The sequence below is a fragment of the Alterirhizorhabdus solaris genome (genome assembly GCF_007785815.1).
In the GTDB taxonomy this organism is placed as follows: domain Bacteria; phylum Pseudomonadota; class Alphaproteobacteria; order Sphingomonadales; family Sphingomonadaceae; genus Alterirhizorhabdus; species Alterirhizorhabdus solaris.
The window spans coordinates 59,787-81,310 of the sequence record NZ_VNIM01000001.1 but is presented as its reverse complement, the minus strand read 5'-3'; the positions used below and the strand labels follow the sequence as shown (position 1 = coordinate 81,310).

The window sequence follows — 21,524 nt, the reverse complement described above, 5'->3', positions numbered from 1 at the left end:
TCCGCCGATGCACATCTTTTAGCATTTCGGTCGTTTTCCATCGGATCACGCTCGCAAAAAGCTAGTCACGCGATATACGCTTTACGTATACTAGGCAAATGGTAGATGCCTGAAATGCGTTCTCCTGCCTCGTCTGACCTGCATGGTCGCATCGTGCACCTGCTCACAAAGGCACGCCGGGATGCGAAGCTGCGGCAGGTCGATCTCGCTGGGCGGCTTAGTTGGCAACAGGCTTACGTGTCGCGGTATGAAACCGGCGAGCGACTGCTTGGCGTTGACGAGTATGTTGCCGTGGCATTGGCTATCGGAGTCGATCCGGTCATGTTGCTGAAGCAAGCTCTCGAGATTGCAGTTGGTAAGAGGGTTGATGAAAGACCAACTGAATAGCCGGCATCCGCTTAGTTGGTCGCGCCGGTGCGATCGACGAGCTGCGAGTCATGGACACGGTTCGTTGAAGACGCCGATATCACCCCACCCGTCCTTCGTCACCGCGCCACTGCACTGACTGGGGCCTGGATCGAGCAAGTCGCTGCCCGGTCCTGACGATTTACGCTAGCGCACGGCACTGGGGGTGAAATGCGACGCCAGAGCCTGCCTTTCTGAATCTCCAAAATTCAAAGAAAAGCATCTCGCGGGGTTAGAGGGTTCAATGAGAGGTTAAGAGGTTAAGGGTGCCGCTGTAGCTGCTCAAGTCAGCGACTTTCCACGATTCGTTATGGAAGGTGCGTTCCCGGAGTATCGTTGCAGCGTTCCTGAAGGATCAATGCTCGCGTTCCCGATGTATCGCCTCGCCGTTCCGGGAGTGTCGATGAGCGTTCCCGGAGTATCGATGATCGACGGACGGGTGGGAAATGAGCGCTCTGATTGAATCAGTTTGTGATGGCGTTGCGCCGGCGACGTTCAAATTGTCCGGGTCTGCGGTGCGCGACGAGGCCGTAGGGAGGATCAGTCACTCGCCACGCGATACATCCGGAACGCCATCGTCCTTGCGGATAATCTCGATGCCCGTGGAACGCGGCTTTTGCGGGACCAGTCTGCTGCAATGGACGTCGACCTCTTGCCGCTCTTTGGATACCTCCACGACGCGGCAACAGCTCTCGCCCACCAGGATCAGTTCGGCGCCCTGCAAATCCAGGCTGTAGCGGAAACCACCGTACATTCCGGGCACCGGGAACTATCAATCCCCGGAGGTCTCTAGCATGGGTGCCAGTCGTGGCAGGCGGAGTCCGCTTTTTGCCTCCAGATCACCGACGCGGCCACGGATGACGGCGTGAAAGTTCGCGCAGGCTCCGCCAAGCGCCCCGTGTGATCAGAGCCATCGTTACGGATGACGGTCCATAGCCATGCGCCACCTGATGCAGCGGCGCGAAGCCGGATGTGCCGCCCGGCCAAGAAGTGTTGGCGAGCGCCGGCATTGTCCGGGCCATTTCAACAACCGTCGTTCAGTTGTAGCTCCGTGCCGCGTTTGCCAAATATCGCGTTGCTGCTCGATGTTCGGACGCAGAACTCCGCGCTTGCCGACGCCGTCCCACTCGGTAGCCATGACTCGGAGGTGACCTCGTTACCGCAGCGTATGTCGGTTCTTTGCATCAAAGCGCCGGACATAGCCGATGAAGGCGTTCTGGTAGCTCACCGGGGTTCGGCCTGCGTCCGCTTCGATCCAGGTGCGGAAGTCTGCGTGGAGTGTTTGATAGTCCCAGCCCGGGCATTCGGCGCGCAGCGTTGCCAGCGTGGCGTCGGTGATCTCGCCGAAGGTCGAGCGGGTGGAAAGGCTTTTCACGCTGCGGCGGATCAGCGCTGCGGCATCGACGCCGGGTTCGGCCGCAGGCTCCGCAACGGCATCGGGCTGCGGTGCGGGGGAGGATGCCTTGCCTGCTTTCGTCGTTTTGGCTGACAGCAGTGCCTTCGTTTCGCCCTCGCTTCTCCGACGCATGCGCAGCGCGGGCTCGCGCTTGCCCTCTGGCTGCTCAATCAACAGCGCATAGCCGGGCAGCTCGTCGCGCTCGGCGATCTTGGCGATCTCGAACTTGAAGCGGCGGTACTGCCCCTCGGCGCCCGACTTCTCGAACAGCGTCGGCATGGAGATGGCAAAGCCAGTCTCGCCGGCGCCGCCCGCGTGTTTGCGCGCGACCTTGTACAGCCAGCGCTCGCGCCCGCCGGTGATGTCGAAATAGGCGCGGTCGATCGACAGCACGCCGCCGGTCATCATCACGCCCTCCCAGAACCAGTTCGATAGCTCGATGGTCATACCGCGCGAGCGCTCGGTCTTCTCGTCGACCAGCTGCGTCCAGCCATCGAGCCAGCTGAACGTCGCCTCACGGCGGTTCTCTGCGCGAATGTTGGTCTTGACCGTGGTCGACACGAGCCGGTCGAGTGCCTGGCCGAGCAGCTCGTAGGCGCGCCCGGTCGGCTGCCGCCCGATCGCGCGCAGCAGGTCGTAGGGCATCAGGTGGAGCTTGCGCGGCACGTCGTTGACGCCGCGGCGCGCCATGTCGGCGAGCATCGAGGCGCAGTAGATCAGGATGTCCGCGTCCCAGATCGTCGCCATGCCGTAATCAGGATTGGCCGAGACGTGGACCCACAGCTTGCCGTCCGGCGATCGGTAGTCAATCGGCTTCACCCGCTTCGACTTGGCTAGGCTGAAGAATGGCCGCTCCATCATCTCGCGCTGGTCACGCAAGGGCAGGTCGGCGAGATAGGGTAGGAACAGCTCGAACTGTTCGGAAACCGCCTCGCGGCGCGCGCGCGTCACGCGATGTTTCCCCGGGGAAACATCGACCAGCGGTTTACAAAACCGATGCTCTGCCCCTGCGTGTTTCCCCGGGGAAACATCAGCGCTGGAGTCCCTTCCCGGTTGCCTCGAGGTGGGCGAGCGCGTCGCGCAAGGCGGTCACAAGCTCGTCCGTGTCGGCGCCCGATCCCGCGTGCAAGCGGATCGTCACGCCCTGCCGGTTGGCCGATTGCACCGTCAAGGCCGTGCGACCGTACTTGGTGGCGTAGCGGTACGGCTCTGGCTTCTCCTCGCCCGCCATGGGCTTCGGCGCGTCGAGCAGCCGCCGCAGCACGTCCGCGGCAGGGTAGGGAAGGTCACCCGCTTCGCGCCGCGCCGCCTGTTCCTTGGCGACCTGCCGCGCCATGGCGGTGATCGCCTTGCCCGTATTCTTGTCGTCGAGCGCCTGGGCGAGCGAATAGGCCGGCTTCAGCTGCACGTCGCCCGGGGACGCGAAAGCTGAGATCACCACCTCGGGGATCGTTGCGACCTTGAGCATCTTGGACAGCCAGCCCTTTGAGAGCTTCAGCCGCTCGGCCATCCGCGTCTGGTGGTTGCCGTAGTGTGCCTTCAGCGCGTCGAGGTAATTGCGCGCCCGCTCTAGGTCGGACACGTCGGCGCGCGCGCGGTTCTCGAGATCCGCGAGCCGGAACGCGGCCTCGTCGTCGAGGCTGGCGACCTGTGCCACGAACTGCATGTCAGGATAACTGTGCGAGCGCAGCCAGCTGATCGACCAGTGCCGCCGCGTGCCGGCGATCACTTCGAACTCATAATCGGCATCGCCGTCGACGCGCCGTACCACCGCGGGCACCTTCTGCCCGCCCTCGGCGACGATCGAGTCGATCAGCTCGCGGCAATTCTCCTCTGAGAGGTGCGCGTACGTGCGAGCGTTGCCGGGCCAGATGCGCACGCGGGCAGGATCGAGAAGGAGTTGCGTGACCTGCCGCACCTCGCCGCTCGCCACGCGCGCAAGCGCAGACTCGCGACCGAGCAGCGTAGTGGCCCGTGGGCGCTCCGGTTGAGCCTCGCGCGCTGGTGCAGGGGAGGGGGCCTCGCCTCGCTCGGCCGTGTCGTCCGCGAGCAGCGCCGCCAGATAGTCCGATTGCTTACGCGCCATGCCGCACCTCCCTCGCAGAACGTAAGCAGAACATTGTGCAATAGGAAAGGTTAGGCCGCGGCATGAATAACCGCCTCCTCGCTAGCCGGTTCGACCCGCCCCCAGCCCTGGCGGACCAGCTGCTCCACCTGCCTAAGCGCCTCGTCCAGATTGGCGCGGCTGCGCTTGTGCGTCTTGGGCGTGCCGATCGGCTTTTCCAGCTCATACACGGTCATCATTCGCATCGCCGCGTGGCTGATCTCGGCCGACTCCAGGATCGGAACGGGAAGGAGGGCAGGGCCGAAGCTCTGCTCCATGATCGCGCGCACCATGGCGTGGCTGGGATCGTTGCCGTCGAACTTGGAGCAGATCAGCCGGACAAATTGGTAATCGACCTCGATGCCGGCCCCGGTCAGCTGGTGCAGCACCTGATCCATCATCGACAGGAACTGCACGGTCGAGCAGAAATCCGGCGTCGTCGCCGCCAGCGGCACCAGCAGAGCGTTTGCCGCCTGCATCACTGCCAGGCTGATCGTGCCGAGGGCAGGGGGCGGGTCGAGCAGAACGATGTCATAGTCGCGCGCGAGATCCGACAAACCGCGCTTCAGCTTACGGAAGCGTGCCGCCAGTACCGATCCGCCGTCGCTGCCCGCCGCGGCGAGCTCATACTCCACGTCGAACAGCTCGAGGTTGGACGGGATCAGGTCCACGTTCGGCCATGGCGTCCGCTTCACCGCGTAGAGCAGGTCCGCCTGGGTCGGGTCGATCGAGAGATAGGGGTAGAGCGTCTCGTCGCGCTTGATGTTGAAGTGCGGGTTGAAGCCGAACAGCGTCGTCGTCGTCGCCTGGCTGTCGCAATCGACCACCAGCACGCGATAGCCCTGCACCGCGAAATAGTGCGCGAGGTGCGTGGTAACGGTCGACTTGCCGACGCCGCCCTTGAAGTTCTGCACCGCGATGATCGCCGGCACGTCGAGCGGCGCGCGGGCAGGGGAGGCGCCCAGCACCTCGCGCATCCGCAGCATCTCCTCGACCGTGTAGCCCAGCCGGCGTCCGCTTTCGGAAGCCGGGGCAGGGGGGAGCCGCCCGTCATCCTCCGCCATGCGGATGCGGTTGGTGGAGCAGCCGAGCAACTGCGCCGCCTCGGCGATGCCGAAGCGCACATTGAGGCCCTTGCGGCTCTCGGGCAGAAACGCCTTGCGTCGGAGGCGCTCGATCATCCGCTCGCCGGCATCGGCTAGGTCGCCGATCTGCGTCAGCACTGCACCATCCTGCGTCAAGACAAAGCCCCTTGAACCTTTTCACGCGCGACCTTGCCAGATTTCATTCAGGACGGCAAGAAAGCGGCTGAAGGGGAAACAATGCTGATCCTGCACTGGCTGACACGCGACCGCGACGTGAAGGCGGCCGATGCCGTACCGTACCGCCTGCTGGAGCGCGACGCGGCGCTTTCCGCGGGTGCGCCCGGCAGCGGCAACATGCTGATCCACGGAGACAATCTGGAGGCGCTCAAGAGCCTGCTGCCCTATTATCGCGGGCAAGTGAAGTGCATCTATATCGATCCGCCATACAATACCCGCAGCGCGTTCGAGCATTACGACGACAATCTGGAGCACAGCCAATGGCTGGCGATGATCTGGCCGCGGCTGGAGCTGCTGCGCGAGCTGCTGAGCGAGGACGGCAGCATTTGGGTGTCGATCGACGACAATGAGAGGCACTACCTGAAAGTCATCATGGACGAGGTGTTCGGGCGCGCCTCTTTTCTGTCTACTATGATCTGGCGCAAGAACTACTCACCTAAGTCAACAGCTCGCCACTTCTCGGAGGATCACGACTATATCTTAGTCTACGCGCGGAGTAGCGGCGTATGGCTGCCGAACCTTATGCCCCGGTCAGAAAAGCAGGATAGGGCGTATAGGAACTTGGACGATGATCCGCGAGGCCCCTGGAAAACAAGCGACCTATCTGCACGCAATTTCTACAGCAAGGGCAAGTACCGGATCGTGGGTCCGTCCGGCCGGGTCATCGAAGGTCCCCCGGGTGGTAACTACTGGCGTGTGTCCGAAGAGCGATTTTGGGAGCTTGATGCGGATAGACCTTGCGCCCTTCCGTATTCTCCACGCGCAAAGTCTGGATGGTGGCGACGAACACGCACAGGTGGCGCGACAGGTCGGCGGTGGTCAGCCGGGTGAAATCGGCGATGTCGAACACCCGCACCGGCTCGCCGAAGACTGCGGCCAGTGCCTGGCGATAGGGATGGCGCGGGTTGTTCAGCGCATCCACGGTCTGCCGGCGGATCGTCGTGGTCGGCACCAGCCACAGCACCGGCGGATAGTCGCGCCCGATCCACGCATCGCGCGCGACGGCGATGCTGTGCGCGGCGAGCAGCGTCTTCGAGATGAACTCCGGCCCATAGCACATCGGGAAGCGTCGGAACGGGAGCCGCCAAGGCCCTGATGAAGCCTGCGGCCGCTACGCGGCCTTGTCTTCATCAGGGCCATAGCGGCTCCCAAACCAGCGCTTCCCAATGTGCTACGGCACCGAACTGACCAGTCATGCCGTGCTCGCCTGGTGTCAGGATACCGGCGTCGAGTGGCATTATATCGCGCCCGGCAAGCCGCAGCAGAACGGCTTTGTAGAATCGTTCAACGGTCGCTTGCGCGACGAGTGCCTGAACGAGCACCTGTTCCCATCGCTGGCTGCGGCGAGACGGATCATCGAGGCATGGCGGACGGACTACAACACCGTGCGTCCGCACAGCAGCCTTGGCGGGTTGGCACCCGCCGAGTTTACGAACCGCCCCCGCCAGGGGCATATGGACACCGAAGCTAAGTTATCAGCGGCCTGAAAAGGGGGAGCAGGTCAATATTGTCTGGGGTAGCGTGATATCCATCTACCGCTTCGGCAGGCGGAATGTTGCCGTGAGCTCCAGCAGCTGGCGATGGTTAAGCGAGTCACGCCTCTAGAGAGGTGTACTCATTACTCGAAAAATGTCTGGAGCCCGTGGCGATGGATGATGGCGTTACGGACGCAACTGTGTTCGATGCAGGCTCGGTTCGTTCATCGAATAGGTGCCGTTCCCATGCTCTAGCTGATGCCTCGTGGAGATTACCGTCCCGATCGACGCAGTCTGCCACACCTGGTCTGCCTCTATCTAAGCCGTAAGCGTCCGGTGACGGCGTCACATCAAGCGGGCCGGTAGTTCCACGGCAGCAGTTCAGCGACCCGGCGGGCCGGATGGTCTGCGATGCGTCTGATGGTGTCGGCCAGCCAGGCCTCGGGGTCGACGCCGTTGAGCCTGCGTCATGGGATCGTCGCGGCGGGGTGGGCGACCGATCCCGCCGGCGATCCGACGACGCCCAAGGCATATCTGGACCTGCTCCGCCCTCTTTACGCTGCGGGACGCCGGGATCTCCCCATCGGGCGCCTGCTTGAGGGGCATGTCGATGCGGTGCAGATCGTGTTTCGATACGGCACGTCGTCCCAAGTCGCTGCGTTGCGGGCGCGCATCGCTGCGGGAGCGACGTTGGGTGTTTGGAATGCGGGCCTGCCGGGTGAGCCGCTGGTGCTTACCGGCGGACGGCTGACCGGCGGCAAGGGCTATGCATCGGGGGCGGGGATACTGACTCACGCGCTGGTAACCGCGAATAGCGAACGCGGACCGCAGCTGCTCCTGCTCGACCTCGAGGCCGATCCGCCTGCCATCGATCGGGAGTGGTGGCAGACGATCGGCATGCAGCGCTCGGAGACACATCTGGTGCGCTGGTCCGGCTCTGTGATCGGTGAAGACAGCCGTATCGGCGAGTCCGGCAGCTATGCGCGGGAGCCGTTCTTCAGCGGAGGCGCGCTGCGCTTCGCCGCGGTTCATGCCGGCGGCATCGCCGGCCTGCTCGATGCAGTGCGTGACCACCTGACCACCCACGAGCGCGCTTCCGATCCGTTCCAGGCATCGCGCCTCGCCGACCTGTTCCTGCTTGCCCAGGGTGCAGCGGCGAGCATCCGCGACACGGCGGGCGCCTGGTTCAGCGGGACGGATGCGGAACGCCTCGCCCGGGTGTCCGCTGCGCGGCTATCGATCGCCGGCTCTGCCGAGCGCGCCCTCACGATCGCGCAGGAGGCGGTGGGGCTGCCGGGATTGTTCCTGTCGCATCCGCTGGCGGCAAAGATCGCCGATCTCATGGTGTACCTGCGCCAGCCTGCGCCCGACGCGCATCGCTTTCGCGTCGGCCAGGCTGTCGCCGAGCACATCCTCGACCCCATTCTGTGAGGATCCCGCTGCGAAACGTACGTGTCGCGCTGGTGATCGCCCCGCACCCGGATGACGAGGTCATCGGCGCGGCAGGCCTCATTGCGCGGCTTCGCCGCCATGGAGCTCGGGTCCGGGTTGCGGTCGTGACCGATGGTGCCGCGTCTCACCGGGGCAGCCGACAATGGCCGAGAGCGCGACTGGTCGCGGCGCGCCAGCGTGAGAGCCTTCATGCGCTACGTCGTCTCGGCATCGTTGCTGGCGACGTCTCGTTCCTCAATTTGCCCGATGGCCAGTTGCCCTCGATCCCGGGACGCTGTTATCGCGCGCTGCGCCGCCAGGTCGCACGATGCCGGGATCTCGATCTCATCGTCGGACCGGCCTGCGATGACGACCATCCCGATCACCGCGCCGTAGCAGCGGCCGTCGCCCGATGCCCGGGTGGCGCCGGTCGGCTGACCTACCGCGTGTGGCCGCCTCGCCCGGACAGGTCCGGACCGGCATGGCGCATCGCTGTGCCCGGGGGAGTTTCGGTGAAACGGTCCCTGATCCGCGTCTACCGGACGCAGCTCGGCGCCGTTTCCGATGACCCAGCAGGCTTCACGATCGCGAGACACGAGCTTGCGGCCTTTGCTCGTCCGGTCGAGCGCTACCGGCCGGGTTCGAAGTGACGAGCCCGATCGATCTTGCCGGGTTCGCCGCCAAGTTCGCCGGCGACGACGATCCCTGGCGCACCCTCACCGCCCGTGACGAGGCGGTGAAGCGTGCCGCGATCCTGCACGCGATAGGTCACCGACCGGTCGGACGGGTGCTGGAGCTGGCCAGCGGCAACGGATCCAACAGTGCCGCGATCGCGAGGATGGCGTTGCGCCTCGATGCGACCGAGGGCACGAGGGAGGGGGTCGACCTGACGGCACGCGCCGTCGCCGCCTGGCCTCGTGCGTGCGCATCGCTGCTCGTGCTCCCCGGTCGACCGCCAGGTCTCGTCTATGACGTGATCGTGATCGCCGAGATCTTGTATTACCTCTCAGCGCGAGAGATGGCCCGGGTTGCGCGTGAGATGGCCGCTCGCCTGCGCCCAGGCGGCATCATCGTGCTCGCGCACCACAGGATTGATTTCTACGATTTCGTCCAGCATGCGGCAGGGATCCACGCCCGGTTCCTCGCAGAGACCGGGCGTTGTTGGACGGTTCGCACCGCGCGCCGCACCGGCCGCTGGGTCGTTACCGCGGCCCGCGCCGATGGTATGACCCGATCCCGTTGAACGCGAGCGAGGCAGCACGTCCCACGTCCGTGCGATATGAGGCTTGCCGTTAAGTGGAGCGGCAGGACGTCCACCTGCCGCTCCCGCCAGGGTCGTCAGGCCGCCGCGTCGAGATCGACCTTCATCTCCCGAGCCCAGAACCTGAGGTCACGACAGGTCGTGACGAACGCCTTGACGTCCTTGCTCTTGCTTAGGGCTACGAAGCCATCGTCAAGCTCCGGCACCCGAGAAGCGTCGAACAACGTGGCGGCTGCATCGGTGTAGCCGATGAACTTGCAGTGGCCGAACGCGTCCGCCACGAAGTCCTTGGAGGCCGCATCCTTGGCGAGCATCGCAGCCCCCTCCTCGGACGGGAGCACCGCGACGGCATCGAACAGGACCGAAGGTCCGCCATCGATCTTCTGCTTGGCCGCGACCTTGGTGCCGTCGTCGAGCGTGACCCCGCCGATCTTCGGTGCGACCACCTCCCAGACCGCGCCTTCGGCTTCCAGCGCCTTGGTCAGCGCATTGAACAGCTCGGCGCTCGACCCATCGGTCAGCAGCAGGCCCATCTTTCGCCCGGCGAAATTCGCCGGGCCGTTGGCGACGATCGAGAGCGCCGACGATGTCGGCAGGTCTAGCGTCGGCTTGGCCGCCTTGGCGGCGTCCGGCAGGTCGAGGCCGAGCCCGTCCGCAACGGTAGCGGCGAGATCCTCGTCGATGTTGCGCAGGTGACTGACCGCCCGGGCCCGGATGTCGACACGATCTACCTTCGACAGCTCGAACACCAGCGCGTCGCCGATGTGCTTCTGCTCGATTGGCTGCTGGCTGAGATAGAACTGCCGTGCCTGGCTGTAATGATCGGCAAAGGTTTCGGACCGAATCCGCTGCTTGGTCCCCTGAACCTCGGCGGGGAAGCTGGTGAAGCCGATCTTCGGGTTCTCGCGCGGACCGCCTTCCGCGCCCCAGCTGTTCGGCTCATAGTTCACGCGCCCCTTCGGATTGCGCATCGCCATGTGGCCGTCCTGCTGGAAGTTCATCACCGGACAGCGCGGGGCATTGATCGGCAGGTGGGTGAAGTTCGGGCTGCCGAGCCGCTTCAGCTGGGTATCGAGATAGGAGAAGTTGCGGCCGTGCAGCAGCGGGTCGTCACTGAAGTCGATGCCCGGCACGATGTTCTGCGTGCAGTAGGCGACCTGCTCGGTTTCGGCGAAGAAGTTGTCGACGTTGCGATTGAGCGTGAGCGTACCGACGATGCGGACCGGCACGTCCTCCTCGGGGATGAGCTTGGTCGAGTCGAGATGGTCGAAGGGAAGCTTGTCGGCGGTTTCCTGATCGAACAGCTGGACGCCGAGATCCCATTGCGGGAAGTCACCGCTCTCGATCGCCTCCCAAAGATCGCGGCGATGATAGTCGGGATCGGCGCCGCTGATCTTGACCGCCTCGTTCCACAGCACCGACTGGAGCCCCTGGCGCGGCTTCCAGTGGAACTTGACGAAGGTCGACCTGCCTTCCGCGTTCACCAGGCGGAAGCTATGGACGCCGAAGCCCTCCATCGTCCGGAAGGAGCGGGGGATCGTGCGATCGGACATGATCCACATGATCATGTGCCAGGCTTCCGGGGTGAGGCTGGCGAAATCCCAGAAATTGTCGTGTGCGGTTTGCGCCTGGGGGAACGCCCGGTCGGGCTCCTGCTTGGCCGCATGGACCAGATCGGGGAACTTGATGGCATCCTGGATGAAGAACACCGGGATGTTGTTGCCGACGATGTCCCAGTTGCCCTGCTTCGTGTACATCTTGACGGCGAAGCCGCGCACGTCGCGCGCCAGATCGCGCGAGCCCTTGTTGCCCGCTACCGTTGAGAAGCGGACGAACACCTCCGTCTGCTGCCCGACCGTGCTCAGCACGTCGGCGCGGGTGTAGTCGGCCAGACTGTCGGTCAGCTCGAACACGCCGTGCGCGCCATAGCCGCGTGCGTGGACGACGCGCTCCGGGATGCGCTCGTGATCGAAATGGAAGATCTTTTCGCGGAGGATGAAGTCCTCGAGCAGCGTGGGGCCCCGCAGACCCGCCTTCAGACTGTTCTGGGCGTCCGCGATCGGGATGCCCTGCTGCGTGGTCATGGTAAGTGCCGCGTCCGAAGTCGTCTGGCGGGTTTCGCCGCCATGGCCCTGCTGCTCGGCATAATTCGTCGGCTGGTCGGCACCCGCCGGCAGCGGCGGTGCCTTCTTGGCCGTCTCGCCCTTGAGTTTCACCGCGTCGCTTTTGATGCTCTTGCGTGCCATGGACGTAATCCTCCGATCACGCCCTTAATGCCACCAGCGCCACGGCGGTGCGAGGCATAAATCTTTGTAGCGACTGGGAACCAACCCGGAGGAGCGAAATCAAGTTATGTCAGTCGAGCATGGTAGCCGGTTCGGACGACAGGCGCGGGCTCGGCAACGTAAGTGTTCATGGCTGCGCAGAACCCGACTGCGGCTTCCTCGGTCCTGGATCACAGCCAGGGAAAGCCGATATGAACCGGTTGGGGATGTCTTGAAGCCTTGCCGTTAGCCGAGCATGATGTACTCCCAGGTCGTACAGGTTTTCGACCGCGTCCGGCACGACCATGATCCGTGGTTGGTGCTGCTCGCCGGCCTGGTTTGCCTCTGCGGAATCTATGCGTCGTTCGCCCTGGCCGCCCATGCCGTACGCTCCGGACGTAAGACTCGCCGCCCCTGGGGTCCTGTCAGCATCGTGTCGGCCGGCTGCACGGCTTGGGCGACCCACTTCATCATCTGTCTGGCTTTAAAGCCGGGCATGCCGTCCGCGTTCGACCCGCTGGCCGTACGGCCGTTTTACGGCCGCTCGTTGATGTGAACGATTTAAACGGACGGGGACCCGTGCCGCGGCTCAAGGCGTTGAGCGTCATAGAAATGGCCCTGACGACAGGGACATGCACTCAGATGAGGAAACGACATGCGCGCACTATGCTGGCACGGTAAAGGCGATGTCCGCGTCGACACCGTCGCGGATCCCGAGATCAAGCACCCGCGCGATGCGATCATCAAAGTAACCGCCTGCGCGATCTGCGGGTCGGACCTTCACCTGCTGGATGGCTACCAGCCCACCATGGAGGCCGGCGACATCCTCGGCCACGAGAACATGGGCGAGGTCGTGGCGCTCGGGTCCGAGGTCACCAACCTCAAGATCGGGGACCGGGTGGTGGTGCCGTTCACGATCAGCTGCGGCGATTGCTGGTTCTGCAAGAAGGGTCTGTTTGCGGCCTGCGATCGGACCAATCCGAACGCCGAGATGGCCGCCAAGGCGATGGGCCATTCGCCCGCCGGGCTGTTCGGCTTCAGCCACATGCTGGGCGGCTACTGCGGCGGCCAGGCGGAGTATCTCCGGGTGCCGATGGCGGATGTCGGTCCGATCAAGATTCCCGACAACGTAACCGATGAGCAGGCCCTCTTCCTATCGGATATCTTCCCGACCGGCTACATGGCCGCCGAGAATGCGCAGATCGAGCATGGCGACACCGTCGCGATCTGGGGCTGCGGTCCGGTCGGCCAGTTCGCCATCCGCTCCGCGCTGATGATGGGCGCCGGCCGCGTGATCGCGATCGACGAGGTGCCCGAGCGACTCGCCATGGCGGAGGCCGGTGGCGCTGAGACGATTAACTTCGCCGAAACCGATGTCTATGACGAGCTGCAGGCGCGAACCAAGGGCCGGGGCCCCGACAGCTGCATCGATGCTGTCGGCTGCGAGGCGGCCGCGCACGGGGCGGCGGACGCGGTCATGGACAAGGTGAAGGCAAGCATGATGCTCGCCACTGATCGCGTCCACGTCCTGCGGCAGGCGATCATGAGCTGCCGCAAGGGCGGCACGGTCTCCGTGCCCGGCGTCTACGTCGGGATGGGTGACAAGCTTCCGATCGGTGCAGCGATGAACAAGGGGCTGACGATCAAGCTTGGGCAGACCCACGTGCAACGTTACACCAAGCCGCTACTGGATAAGATCGTCGCGGGCGCGATCGATCCCAGCTTCGTGATCACGCATCCGGCCAGTCTTGAAGACGCGCCAGAAATGTACGCTAAATTCCGCGACAAGGAAGAAGGTGTAATCAAGGTTGTCATGCGGCCGCACGGCTGATTGGCGGAACAACCGGGAACAGGACGCTTATCGATGCCGATCGCCACCGCCGCTGTGGATTATGTTCAGCGGCGGTGTCGATCAGCTTGAGACCAAGTATGTCGACGGACCTAGGCAGCTGCCTTTAGCCGAGCGTGCCGCCTGGTCGAGTAGATCGGTGGCCTGAGCCGGCGAGAGCGGCTTTGCGAAAAGATAGCCCTGGATCGCGTTGCACCCGGCTCGGGCCAGGATGTCCGCCTGCTGCTGCTTCGGATGCGGTGGCGGTCCTCAGCGGCAAACTGCGCGAAGCAACCAACCACTGCCGGAAATCCTCCGCCTCCATTGGTCGTGCGAAGTGGTAGCCCTGTGCTTCCTCGCACCCCATCCCGGCCAGCATCGTCGCAGCGGCGGCGCTCTCAACGCCTTCGGCAACGACGCGGTAGCCCAGATCGTGCGAGAGGGTGATCATTGAACGAACAAGGGCTTGCTCCCGCTCTTCCTCCGCCAGGTGCCGGATGAATGACTGGTCGATCTTGACCACCCGCGCCGGTAGGCGCTGGAGATAGGCAAGGCTGCTATAGCCCGTGCCGAAATCGTCGATTGCCAGCGGCACCCCGGCGGCTTTCAGCTCGCGAAGCTGCGTCATGGCGCGACCGCCATTCTCCATCACGGCACTTTCCGTCACCTCCAGCTCGATCGCATCCGGGCGCAGCCGGTGCTTCAGGAGATAGAGCTGCACGCGTCCGGCGAAGTCGCTTTCTTCGAGATTGGCCGCAGAGACGTTGATCGAAAGCTGAAGGTCGAGCCCCTCTTTCCGCCAGGCTGCAAGCTGTCGCATGGCCGTATCAAGCACCCATGCGGTAGTGGGCTTCGCAAGCGAGGTCTGCTCGATGATCGGAATGAACTCTCCGGGTGACACTTCCCCCAAGCGAGGATGCTTCCAGCGGAGCAGCGCCTCCGCCCCGACGCACTGCCCCGAGGCGACATCGACCCGCGGCTGAAATACGAGCCTGAGCTGACCCGGCTGGTCGAGCGCGGCACCAAAATCGTTGAGGAGCGTGAACCTGCGACCGTGAACGCGGTCCTCGTCGGGTGAGTAGAGGCTAACGGCGTTCTCTGACGCACGGGCGTCCTGGGCGGCGCTATAGGCGGTGCGCAGCACATCGCGCGGGTCCGCCTCACCAAGAATGACGGACGTGACGCCAATCGCGGTGGTCATGGCGAACCGAACGACGGAAGCATTCTGGGCTGTCGCCAGCATCGAGCCGAGCAACGCCAGATATGCGTCCCGCTCCGGCTCAGGCGGGGACAGGAACGCAAACTGCGTTGCAGCGACATGGTAGGCCGTTCGTCCGGGGCCGAGTGCTGCCCGGAGCGACCTGGCGGCATCCTGCACCATGTCATCGTCGAGCGAAGGCCCAATCACGCGAAGACGGATGTTGAGCTGGGCGGTACGGGCAGGGCCGAGCAGGACGGCATAGCGCCGCTCGGCAGGCGCATCCCGAGCAAGGTCTGCAAGATCGTGGAGTAACTGGGTACGGATGCGAAGAACGCTGAGGGGATCGATGCGCCCGAATGCGTGCTGCATCTCGATCTGCGCCATGACCATATCGGCCAGATCGCTCAGGCCGGTCATCTCCACCTCAGACACCGTTCGCGGCTCCGTGCCGAGCACACAAAGCGAGCCGAGGCCGAATCCTTCGCGGGTAACGAGCCGAACGCCAGCGTAGAAGCGAACTCCTGTTTCCGCCAGGAGGCTCGTCGCATAGCAGTTGTCGGCGAGAAGGCGGGGATGACCAGCACCTCGGTGGTCTCCGCCACCTGCGCGCACGGTGCCTTGTCGCGCGGTATGGAGCTATGTTCGACCCCGACACGCGATTTGAACCACTGCCGGTCCCGATCGGTCAGTGATACCGCCGAAATAGGCAGATTGAAGATCTGGCTCGCCATGCGCGTGATGCGATCGAAGCTCGCGCTCGGAGGCGTGTCGAGCAGGTTCAACTGGTATAGCGCGTCAAGTCGCGCTTCTTCGTCCTGTTTCACGATCCGTCCCTCTTCGCCCCCAGGACTAGACGGGGTCGGTTCCGGCTGAGGGCGAAATGACACCCTAAGTGGACTGGCTGGGTTTGGGGGGGGCGGCATTCGCGACTTCAGCGAAACTGGCTATGCAGCCCTGAAGGGCCATGTGATGTATGAGCATGATCCGATCTGCCTACATCGCCGCGGCGCTCGTCCTCGGCCAAGTCGCGCCCTTGGCGGCACAGGACACTCCGCGAGCATACGATTTCCAGGAACGCACTCGCGCACTTGCATTTGACCCGGCCCGCTTCTTCCCCGAACGGTCCGAACCGGCAATGGCGGTCCGCTATCTGGGAGACGATTACGGCTTTCCGGTTTACGCGATCGCAGTCCGCAGGGGCTGCACCGATGCCGACCTGGGCGAGGCACGTCGGACATGCGGAGATCGCCTGATAGCCCGGATGGTCCGTTCACCCTATGAAGGTAAACCGCCAAGGGCGCGAGCCCGCGGGCAGCGACTATTTGCCATGATCGCAAAGTCACCGCCGCAAAGCGATGATGCCCTGCTCCGTTCGCTCGATAAGGCAGGACTGGAGTGGCTCGAGGCTGACATTCGCAAATGTCCCATCGCAATGGCGCACCTAGCGACTGGACAAGACCCCAGGTTCTCGTCCGTGTTAAATCAGACCCGCCAGATGCCCGAGATCGTGCTGCACGCCGACAAGATATCGTTCGAGATTGGCGAGTACCTGATGCGATCACGCTACGAGGGATGGCTGAAGCCGGGTAGTCCCGGTGCGTGGGCGAACGACTTCGCAGCGAGCCTGGAATCTTGCTGGAAACCTTCTACGGCGCTCGTGCCTTGGCGGGTGGTCAAACGATAATTCAGCGTCTTCACGACAGGATCAGATGCCGAGAATTCTTACTCCGCGATTTTGATATCGGGAGCCGTGTGCACCCGCGCACGCCCGACGATTGCGGCGACGGTGTTCTTGCTGAGACCCAGGTCGCGGGCAATCCAGCGATAGCTACGGCCCTCGGCGACGAGCGCCAACACCTTGGGGGCGAGCCGGTCGGACTTGGGGCGGTCGCCGGTCTGTCTCCCCAATTTGCGTCCCCGTGCCCGTGCCGCAGCGAGGCCGGAGCGCACCCGTTCGCTCAGCATGTCGCGCTCGAACTGCGCGATGCCGGCAAGCATCGTCGCCATCATCCGCCCGTGCGGGGTGTCGACCTCAAACGTCATGCCGCTCATCGCGACTACCGAGACGCGCCAGCCTGACAGCCGATTGAGCGTATCGAGCAGGTCCTGGGTCGAGCGTCCCCAGCGGCTGAGTTCGGTGACGAGGATCGCATCGATGTGCCGCGCCTGCGCCAGCTTCATCACCTCGGCTCGCGCCGAGCGGTTGGCCTTCATGCCCGAGGCGGTTTCGCGGAAGACCTCGACCACCTCATAGCCGCCGCGTTCGGCGAAACCGGCAAGGTCGCGCAACTGCCGCTCGCACGACTGGTCGGCTGTCGACACGCGGGCGTAGATGGCGGCGCGTTGTCCCAATTGAACCTTCCCGAAATCCGGCCCCGAAAACACTTGATTTGCGTCGGGTCAGTGTTGTCCAAAACAGACTTCTGTTCAACCGGGGCACTGGGCCATGCCGCGCCGCCATATCCTGAGCGCCCGGCAGCGGTCGGCGCTGCTCGACCTGCCGACCGACGAGGCATCGCTGCTGCGGCACTACATCCTGGCCGACGACGACCTGATCCATATCGACCGGCGACGCCGCCCGGAGAACCGAATCGGCTTCGCGCTGCAACTGTGTGCGCTGCGCTATCCCGGTCGGATGCTGGCACCGGGCGAGGTGATCCCGCTGGCGGTGTCGGTCTTCCTCGGTGCCCAGCTCGGCATCACCGGCGACACGCTCGCCCGATATGCCGTTCGCCGCCAGACGCGCCAGCAGCACATGGAGGTGCTGCGCCGGACCTACGGCTACAGGATGTTCCCCGGTCAGGGCGCACCGGGACGGGCATTCCGCGACTGGCTGCTCGCCGAAGCCGAACAGGCCCGCTCCAACGACGATCTTGCCCGGCGCTTCATCGCCCGCTGCCGCGACACCATGACCATCCTGCCGGCGATCACCACCATCGAGCGGCTGTGCGCGGACGCGCTGGTCGCGGCCGAGCGCGGTATCGAGAAACGCATCGCCGCACGCTTCGATCGCGTCGCCTGCACCCGGCTCGACCGGCTGACGACCGAGATGCTGCCGGGCGCGATCAGCCGCTTCATCTGGCTGCGCCGGATCGAGCCGGGCAACAATTCCGCCGCGGCGAACCGGCTCCTCGACCGGTTGGAGTTCCTGCGCGCGATGAACCTCGATGCCGGACTGCTCGCCGGCGTCCCGCCCCACCGCGTTGCCCGGCTTCGCCGGCAGGGCGAGCGCTATTTCGCCGATGGTCTGCGCGACCTGAACGCCGATCGGCGCCGCGCCATCCTCGCGGTCTGCGTCATCGAATGGGTGGCCGCGACCGCCGATGCGGTGGTCGAAACGCATGACCGGATCGTCGGCCGTACCTGGCGCGAGGCAAAGCAGGTGCATGATGCGCGCGCCGCGGAAACCAGAGGAGCGGTCACCGCGACGCTGGACGGGTTCGCCACGCTCGGCCGATCGCTGCTCGACGCACATGGCGAGGGCGCATCGCTGGAGGATGCGGTCGCGCGCGCGGCGGGATGGGACCGGCTCGGCCGCCTCGTCGCGACAGCCCGGACGCTGACCGACACGCTGGGCGACGATCCGCTGGCGCATGTCGATCAGGGCTACCATCGCTTCCGCCGCTATGCGCCGCGTATGCTGCGCTGCCTCGATCTCGCAGCCGCGCCGGTTGCCCGGCCCCTGCTCGATGCGGTCACCGCCATCGCCGCCAGGGGCGAACTGCAGGCGACCGACGATTTCCTGCGCCCGCATTCCAAATGGCGGCGTCAGTTGCGGGTGAAGGGCGATGATGATGCCCGCCTCCGCGAAGTTGCGGTGATGTTCCACCTGCGCGACGCGCTGCGCTCGGGCGACATCTGGCTCGACCGCTCGCATCGCTATGGCGACCTGCGGCACGTCCTCGTGCCGATGGCCGTCGCGCATAGCATGAAGCTGGCGGTCCCGTCCGACCCGCAGGCCTGGCTGGCCGACCGCAAGGCGCGGCTTGCCGATGCCCTCGCCCGGCTCGGTCGTGCCGCGCGCAACGGGACGATCCCACACGGCAGCATCGAGGACGGCACGCTGCGCATCGACCGCCTCACTGCCGACCCGCCGGACAGGATCGAGGAATTGCTGCTCGACCTGTATCGTCGCCTGCCGCCCGTCCGCATCACCGACCTGCTGCTCGAAGTCGATGCCGCGCTGGGCTTCACCGATGCCTTCACGCATCTGCGCACCGGCGTGCCGTGCGGCGACCGGATCGGCCTGCTGAACGTCCTGCTCGCGGAGGGGCTTAACCTCGGCCTGCGCAAAATGGCCGAGGCCTGCAACACCCACGACTATTGGCAGCTCTCCCGCCTCGCGCGCTGGCATGTCGAGAGCGAGGCGATCGACCAGGCACTGGCCGCCGTGGTCGCCGCGCAAGGCGATCTGCCGATGGCGCGGGTCTGGGGCGTGGGCACCACCGCGTCGGCCGATGGCCAATTCTACCCCGCCGCGCGGCTGGGAGAGGCGATGAACACGGTCAACGCCCGCTACGGCAACGATCCCGGCATCAAGGCCTACACCCACGTCAACGACCGCTTCGCACCGTTCTCATCGCGCACCATTCCGGCGACCGTCAGCGAGGCACCCTATCTGCTCGACGGGTTGACGATGAACGAAGCTGGACGCCGGATCGAGGAGCAGTACGCCGACACCGGCGGGTTCACCGACCACCTGTTCGGTATCAGCGCCATGCTGGGCTACCGTCTCGTGCTGCGCATCCGCGACCTGCCGTCCAAGCGACTGTACGTCTTCGATCCTGCCGCCACGCCGACCGAACTGCGCCCGCTGGTGGGCGGCAAGGCACGCGAGGCGCTGATCGTCGCCAACTGGCCCGACCTGTTCCGCTGCGCCGCCACCATGAGCGCGGGGCAGATCGCGCCAAGCCGTATCCTGCGCAAGCTCGCCGCCTATCCGCGCCAGAACGACCTTGCCGCAGCCCTGCGCGAGGTCGGGCGGATCGAGCGGACGCTGTTCATCATCGAATGGATCCTCGACACCGGCATGCAGCGGCGCGCCCAAGTGGCCTGAACAAGGGCGAGGCGCATCACGCGCTGAAGAACGCCCTACGCATTGGCCGACAGGGCGAGATCCGCGACCGCACCACCGAGGGTCAACACTACCGGATCGCCGGCCTCAACCTCCTCACCGCTATAATCGTCTACTGGAATACCCTGCACCTCGGCCATGCCGTCGAGGCCAGGCGCCGCGAAGGGCTGGATACGCCTGACCATCTGCTGGCCCACGTATCGCCGCTCGGGTGGGCGCACATCCTGCTCACCGGCGAATATCTCTGGCCCAAGGACGCCAGCGCTTAGGGTGTCATTTCGCCCTCAGCCGGAACCGAACCCAAGCAGGCGGAGACGGGTACGTCGGTGGCGGAGGTGATCCGCCGGATGGGGATCTCGGAGCAGACGTTCTACCGCTGGAAGAAGGTGTACGGCGGCCTCGGCGTAGGCGAGTTCGTGTCGATAACGGGCCCGAGTTCATCTCGAAGGCGCTCGACCGCTGGGCCTACGAGAACGGCGTCACGCTGGACTTCAGCCGGCCGGGCAAGCCTACGGACAATGCCTTCGTGGAGTCGTTCAACGGGCGCCTTCGGGACGAGTGCCTGAACACGCACTGGTTCCCTGTCGCTGGAGGACGCCCGGGCCAAGATCGAGGCTTGGCGGCGCGACTATAACGAGAGCAGTCCTCACACATCGCTTGGCTGGCTGACGCCGGTCGAATATGCTGCTGCCGCGGCCAAGATCGCGGCCGAATGAACGCCGGAAACTCACCTTCGACCTGGATGAGAAACCGGGGGACCGTCAAATCGCAAAGCCAATTCCGGCCGTCGAACCTGTCACGAGCGCCGTCTTGCCGGAAGGGTCGATATTCATGCGCTATCTCCAGGGATGGTCTTTAACGGTCTGGGGATTGCGTAACGTCAGCCCTGCGCGGCGAGTTGCGCCCGCACGGCGTCGGCCAGCGGTGTCGTCGAACGCCCGATCAGCTTCGAGAGCTGATGGCCGTCATCGAACAACGCGCCCTTCGAGGCATCGACGTCCCACGCGGCAAGCCCTTCGGCGAAGCCGTCGGGCAGGCCGACCTGCTTCAGGATCGCGGCGTAATCTGCCTGCGGCAGATCACGGTACGGGATGTCGCGACCCGTCTGGCGCGAGATCTCGGCGGCAAGGTCGGCGAGCGTCACCGCGTCGTCACCGGCCAGCTCATAGGTCTTGCCCTCATGGCCGTCGCTGGTCAGCACGATGGCTGCGGCTTGGGCATAATCGGCGCGGGTCGCGAGCGACAGGCGTCCCTCGCCAGCGCTGCCGACGAGCGCGCCATTCTCCAGGGCTGCGGGAATCGAGCCGGTGTAGTTCTCGGTGTACCAGCCATTGCGCAGGAGGGTCGTCGAGATACCGGAGGAGGCCAGCAGCGCTTCGGTCGCACGGTGCTCCTCGCCCAGGCTGATCGGCGATCGGTCGGCGTGCAGCAGGCTGGTGTAGACGATACGCTTGATGCCCGCCGTCTTGGCGGCCTCGATGACGTTGCGGTGCTGTGCCTCGCGCTGCCCGACCTCGCTCGACGAGATCAAGAGCAACGTGTCGATCCCGGCCAGTGCCGGAGCGAGCGTCTCAGGCTGCGCGTAATCGAACGCGAGTGCCTCGACACCCAGGTCGCTGGCCTTTTCGGGCGAGCGCACCAGCGCCACGATCGGCTCGTCGGTCGACTTGCGCTTCAAGCTTTCGATGACGAGGCGGCCAAGCTGGCCGGTCGCGCCGGTGACGCCGATGGTCATGACAATTCTCCTTCAGTGACGCGGTGAG

The 21,524-nt window shown here is 64.9% G+C and carries 17 protein-coding genes and 4 pseudogenes; 11 read left to right on the top strand and 10 right to left on the bottom strand.

Going from position 1 to position 21,524, the window contains the following annotated elements; translation table 11 throughout:
* Window positions 1–105: 105 nt before the first annotated feature.
* The gene (locus FOY91_RS00370; RefSeq protein ID WP_115381532.1) at window positions 106–387 is read left to right on the top strand and encodes a helix-turn-helix domain-containing protein; all 282 of its coding nucleotides are present in this window, start codon (window positions 106–108) and stop codon (window positions 385–387) included.
* Between the two features lie 562 nt (window positions 388–949).
* Here FOY91_RS00370 and FOY91_RS00365 read toward each other — a convergent pair.
* From FOY91_RS00365 to FOY91_RS00350, 4 genes are all read right to left on the bottom strand, one after another.
* On the bottom strand, window positions 950–1,168 hold the full coding sequence (locus tag FOY91_RS00365; RefSeq protein WP_125471575.1) for a hypothetical protein: 219 nt from the start codon (window positions 1,166–1,168) through the stop codon (window positions 950–952).
* 393 nt (window positions 1,169–1,561) lie between these two features.
* Window positions 1,562–2,752 carry a replication initiator protein A gene (locus FOY91_RS00360; protein ID WP_116463034.1) on the bottom strand — a complete coding sequence of 397 codons (1,191 nt, stop codon included), beginning with the start codon at window positions 2,750–2,752 and terminating at the stop codon, window positions 1,562–1,564.
* Window positions 2,753–2,831: 79 nt separating this feature from the next.
* Window positions 2,832–3,887: a ParB/RepB/Spo0J family partition protein gene (locus tag FOY91_RS00355; RefSeq protein ID WP_116463033.1), complete on the bottom strand. Its 1,056-nt coding sequence runs from the start codon at window positions 3,885–3,887 to the stop codon at window positions 2,832–2,834.
* Between the two features lie 50 nt (window positions 3,888–3,937).
* A complete protein-coding gene (locus tag FOY91_RS00350) occupies window positions 3,938–5,086 on the bottom strand; it encodes an AAA family ATPase (protein WP_116463050.1) in 1,149 nt (382 codons plus the stop codon).
* A 93-nt stretch (window positions 5,087–5,179) separates the two neighbouring features.
* On the opposite strand from FOY91_RS00350, the gene FOY91_RS00345 reads away from it, so the two are divergent.
* Together FOY91_RS00345 and FOY91_RS00340 are read left to right on the top strand one after the other, a co-directional pair.
* The gene (locus FOY91_RS00345) at window positions 5,180–6,058 is read left to right on the top strand and encodes a site-specific DNA-methyltransferase (RefSeq protein ID WP_238995145.1); all 879 of its coding nucleotides are present in this window, start codon (window positions 5,180–5,182) and stop codon (window positions 6,056–6,058) included.
* Window positions 6,059–6,402: 344 nt separating this feature from the next.
* Window positions 6,403–6,714: pseudogene (locus tag FOY91_RS00340) on the top strand (integrase core domain-containing protein); the annotation flags it as partial.
* A 338-nt stretch (window positions 6,715–7,052) separates the two neighbouring features.
* Here the strand turns inward: FOY91_RS00340 and FOY91_RS00335 are convergent.
* A pseudogene (locus tag FOY91_RS00335) lies at window positions 7,053–7,166 on the bottom strand (transposase domain-containing protein); the annotation flags it as partial.
* On the opposite strand from FOY91_RS00335, the gene FOY91_RS00330 reads away from it, so the two are divergent.
* The 3 genes from FOY91_RS00330 to FOY91_RS00320 are packed head-to-tail and all read left to right on the top strand — an operon-like array spanning window position 7,114 to window position 9,376.
* On the top strand, window positions 7,114–8,133 hold the full coding sequence (locus FOY91_RS00330; RefSeq protein WP_232474430.1) for an acyl-CoA dehydrogenase family protein: 1,020 nt from the start codon (window positions 7,114–7,116) through the stop codon (window positions 8,131–8,133). The pseudogene FOY91_RS00335 and the gene FOY91_RS00330 overlap by 53 nt on opposite strands.
* Window positions 8,130–8,783, top strand: coding sequence for a PIG-L deacetylase family protein (locus FOY91_RS00325; protein ID WP_145147055.1), 654 nt, complete (start codon window positions 8,130–8,132; stop codon window positions 8,781–8,783). Before FOY91_RS00330 ends, FOY91_RS00325 begins: the two co-directional genes overlap by 4 nt.
* Entirely contained in the window at window positions 8,780–9,376 is a 597-nt protein-coding gene (locus tag FOY91_RS00320) for a class I SAM-dependent methyltransferase (RefSeq protein WP_145147052.1), read from the top strand. The genes FOY91_RS00325 and FOY91_RS00320 overlap by 4 nt, the downstream gene beginning before the upstream one ends.
* Window positions 9,377–9,471: 95 nt before the next feature.
* Here FOY91_RS00320 and FOY91_RS00315 read toward each other — a convergent pair whose 3' ends face one another.
* Window positions 9,472–11,640 (bottom strand): catalase, encoded by a 2,169-nt coding sequence (locus FOY91_RS00315; RefSeq protein WP_145147050.1) that lies wholly within the window; start codon window positions 11,638–11,640, stop codon window positions 9,472–9,474.
* A 337-nt stretch (window positions 11,641–11,977) separates the two neighbouring features.
* Here FOY91_RS00315 and FOY91_RS00310 point away from each other — a divergent pair, with 337 nt between their 5' ends.
* Window positions 11,978–12,214 (top strand): diguanylate cyclase, encoded by a 237-nt coding sequence (locus FOY91_RS00310; protein ID WP_238995150.1) that lies wholly within the window; start codon window positions 11,978–11,980, stop codon window positions 12,212–12,214.
* A 99-nt stretch (window positions 12,215–12,313) separates the two neighbouring features.
* Entirely contained in the window at window positions 12,314–13,489 is a 1,176-nt protein-coding gene (locus tag FOY91_RS00305) for a zinc-dependent alcohol dehydrogenase (protein WP_116732693.1), read from the top strand.
* Window positions 13,490–13,613: 124 nt separating this feature from the next.
* Here FOY91_RS00305 and FOY91_RS00300 read toward each other — a convergent pair whose 3' ends face one another.
* Together FOY91_RS00300 and FOY91_RS22175 are read right to left on the bottom strand one after the other, a co-directional pair.
* Window positions 13,614–15,104 carry a putative bifunctional diguanylate cyclase/phosphodiesterase gene (locus tag FOY91_RS00300; protein WP_238995144.1) on the bottom strand — a complete coding sequence of 497 codons (1,491 nt, stop codon included), beginning with the start codon at window positions 15,102–15,104 and terminating at the stop codon, window positions 13,614–13,616.
* Window positions 15,101–15,511 (bottom strand): hypothetical protein, encoded by a 411-nt coding sequence (locus FOY91_RS22175; RefSeq protein ID WP_238995143.1) that lies wholly within the window; start codon window positions 15,509–15,511, stop codon window positions 15,101–15,103. Before FOY91_RS22175 ends, FOY91_RS00300 begins: the two co-directional genes overlap by 4 nt.
* A 149-nt stretch (window positions 15,512–15,660) precedes the next feature.
* On the opposite strand from FOY91_RS22175, the gene FOY91_RS00295 reads away from it, so the two are divergent.
* Window positions 15,661–16,371: a hypothetical protein gene (locus FOY91_RS00295; RefSeq protein ID WP_145147049.1), complete on the top strand. Its 711-nt coding sequence runs from the start codon at window positions 15,661–15,663 to the stop codon at window positions 16,369–16,371.
* 38 nt (window positions 16,372–16,409) lie between these two features.
* Here FOY91_RS00295 and FOY91_RS00290 read toward each other — a convergent pair whose 3' ends face one another.
* The gene (locus FOY91_RS00290) at window positions 16,410–17,072 is read right to left on the bottom strand and encodes a recombinase family protein (protein WP_238995142.1); all 663 of its coding nucleotides are present in this window, start codon (window positions 17,070–17,072) and stop codon (window positions 16,410–16,412) included.
* 61 nt (window positions 17,073–17,133) lie between these two features.
* Here FOY91_RS00290 and FOY91_RS00285 point away from each other — a divergent pair.
* Both FOY91_RS00285 and FOY91_RS00275 read left to right on the top strand, forming a co-directional pair.
* A pseudogene (locus FOY91_RS00285) lies at window positions 17,134–20,030 on the top strand (Tn3 family transposase).
* A gap of 140 nt (window positions 20,031–20,170) precedes the next feature.
* Window positions 20,171–20,477 (top strand): annotated as a pseudogene (locus FOY91_RS00275) (integrase core domain-containing protein); the annotation flags it as partial.
* Between the two features lie 164 nt (window positions 20,478–20,641).
* Here the strand turns inward: FOY91_RS00275 and FOY91_RS00270 are convergent.
* Window positions 20,642–21,496: an SDR family oxidoreductase gene (locus FOY91_RS00270; RefSeq protein WP_145147047.1), complete on the bottom strand. Its 855-nt coding sequence runs from the start codon at window positions 21,494–21,496 to the stop codon at window positions 20,642–20,644.
* Window positions 21,497–21,524 lie beyond the last annotated feature (28 nt).

Excerpts from the sequence above, each read along its gene's own strand:
- FOY91_RS00370 (WP_115381532.1), top strand. The coding sequence starts at position 106 with ATGCCTGAAATGCGTTCTCCTGCCTCGTCTGACCTGCATGGTCGCATC.
- FOY91_RS00300 (WP_238995144.1), bottom strand. The coding sequence starts at position 15,104 with ATGACCGGCCTGAGCGATCTGGCCGATATGGTCATGGCGCAGATCGAG.
- FOY91_RS00270 (WP_145147047.1), bottom strand. The coding sequence starts at position 21,496 with ATGACCATCGGCGTCACCGGCGCGACCGGCCAGCTTGGCCGCCTCGTC.
- FOY91_RS00355 (WP_116463033.1), bottom strand. The coding sequence starts at position 3,887 with ATGGCGCGTAAGCAATCGGACTATCTGGCGGCGCTGCTCGCGGACGAC.
- FOY91_RS00305 (WP_116732693.1), top strand. The coding sequence starts at position 12,314 with ATGCGCGCACTATGCTGGCACGGTAAAGGCGATGTCCGCGTCGACACC.
- FOY91_RS00315 (WP_145147050.1), bottom strand. The coding sequence starts at position 11,640 with ATGGCACGCAAGAGCATCAAAAGCGACGCGGTGAAACTCAAGGGCGAG.
- FOY91_RS00350 (WP_116463050.1), bottom strand. The coding sequence starts at position 5,086 with ATGATCGAGCGCCTCCGACGCAAGGCGTTTCTGCCCGAGAGCCGCAAG.
- FOY91_RS00330 (WP_232474430.1), top strand. The coding sequence starts at position 7,114 with ATGCGTCTGATGGTGTCGGCCAGCCAGGCCTCGGGGTCGACGCCGTTG.
- FOY91_RS00295 (WP_145147049.1), top strand. The coding sequence starts at position 15,661 with ATGAGCATGATCCGATCTGCCTACATCGCCGCGGCGCTCGTCCTCGGC.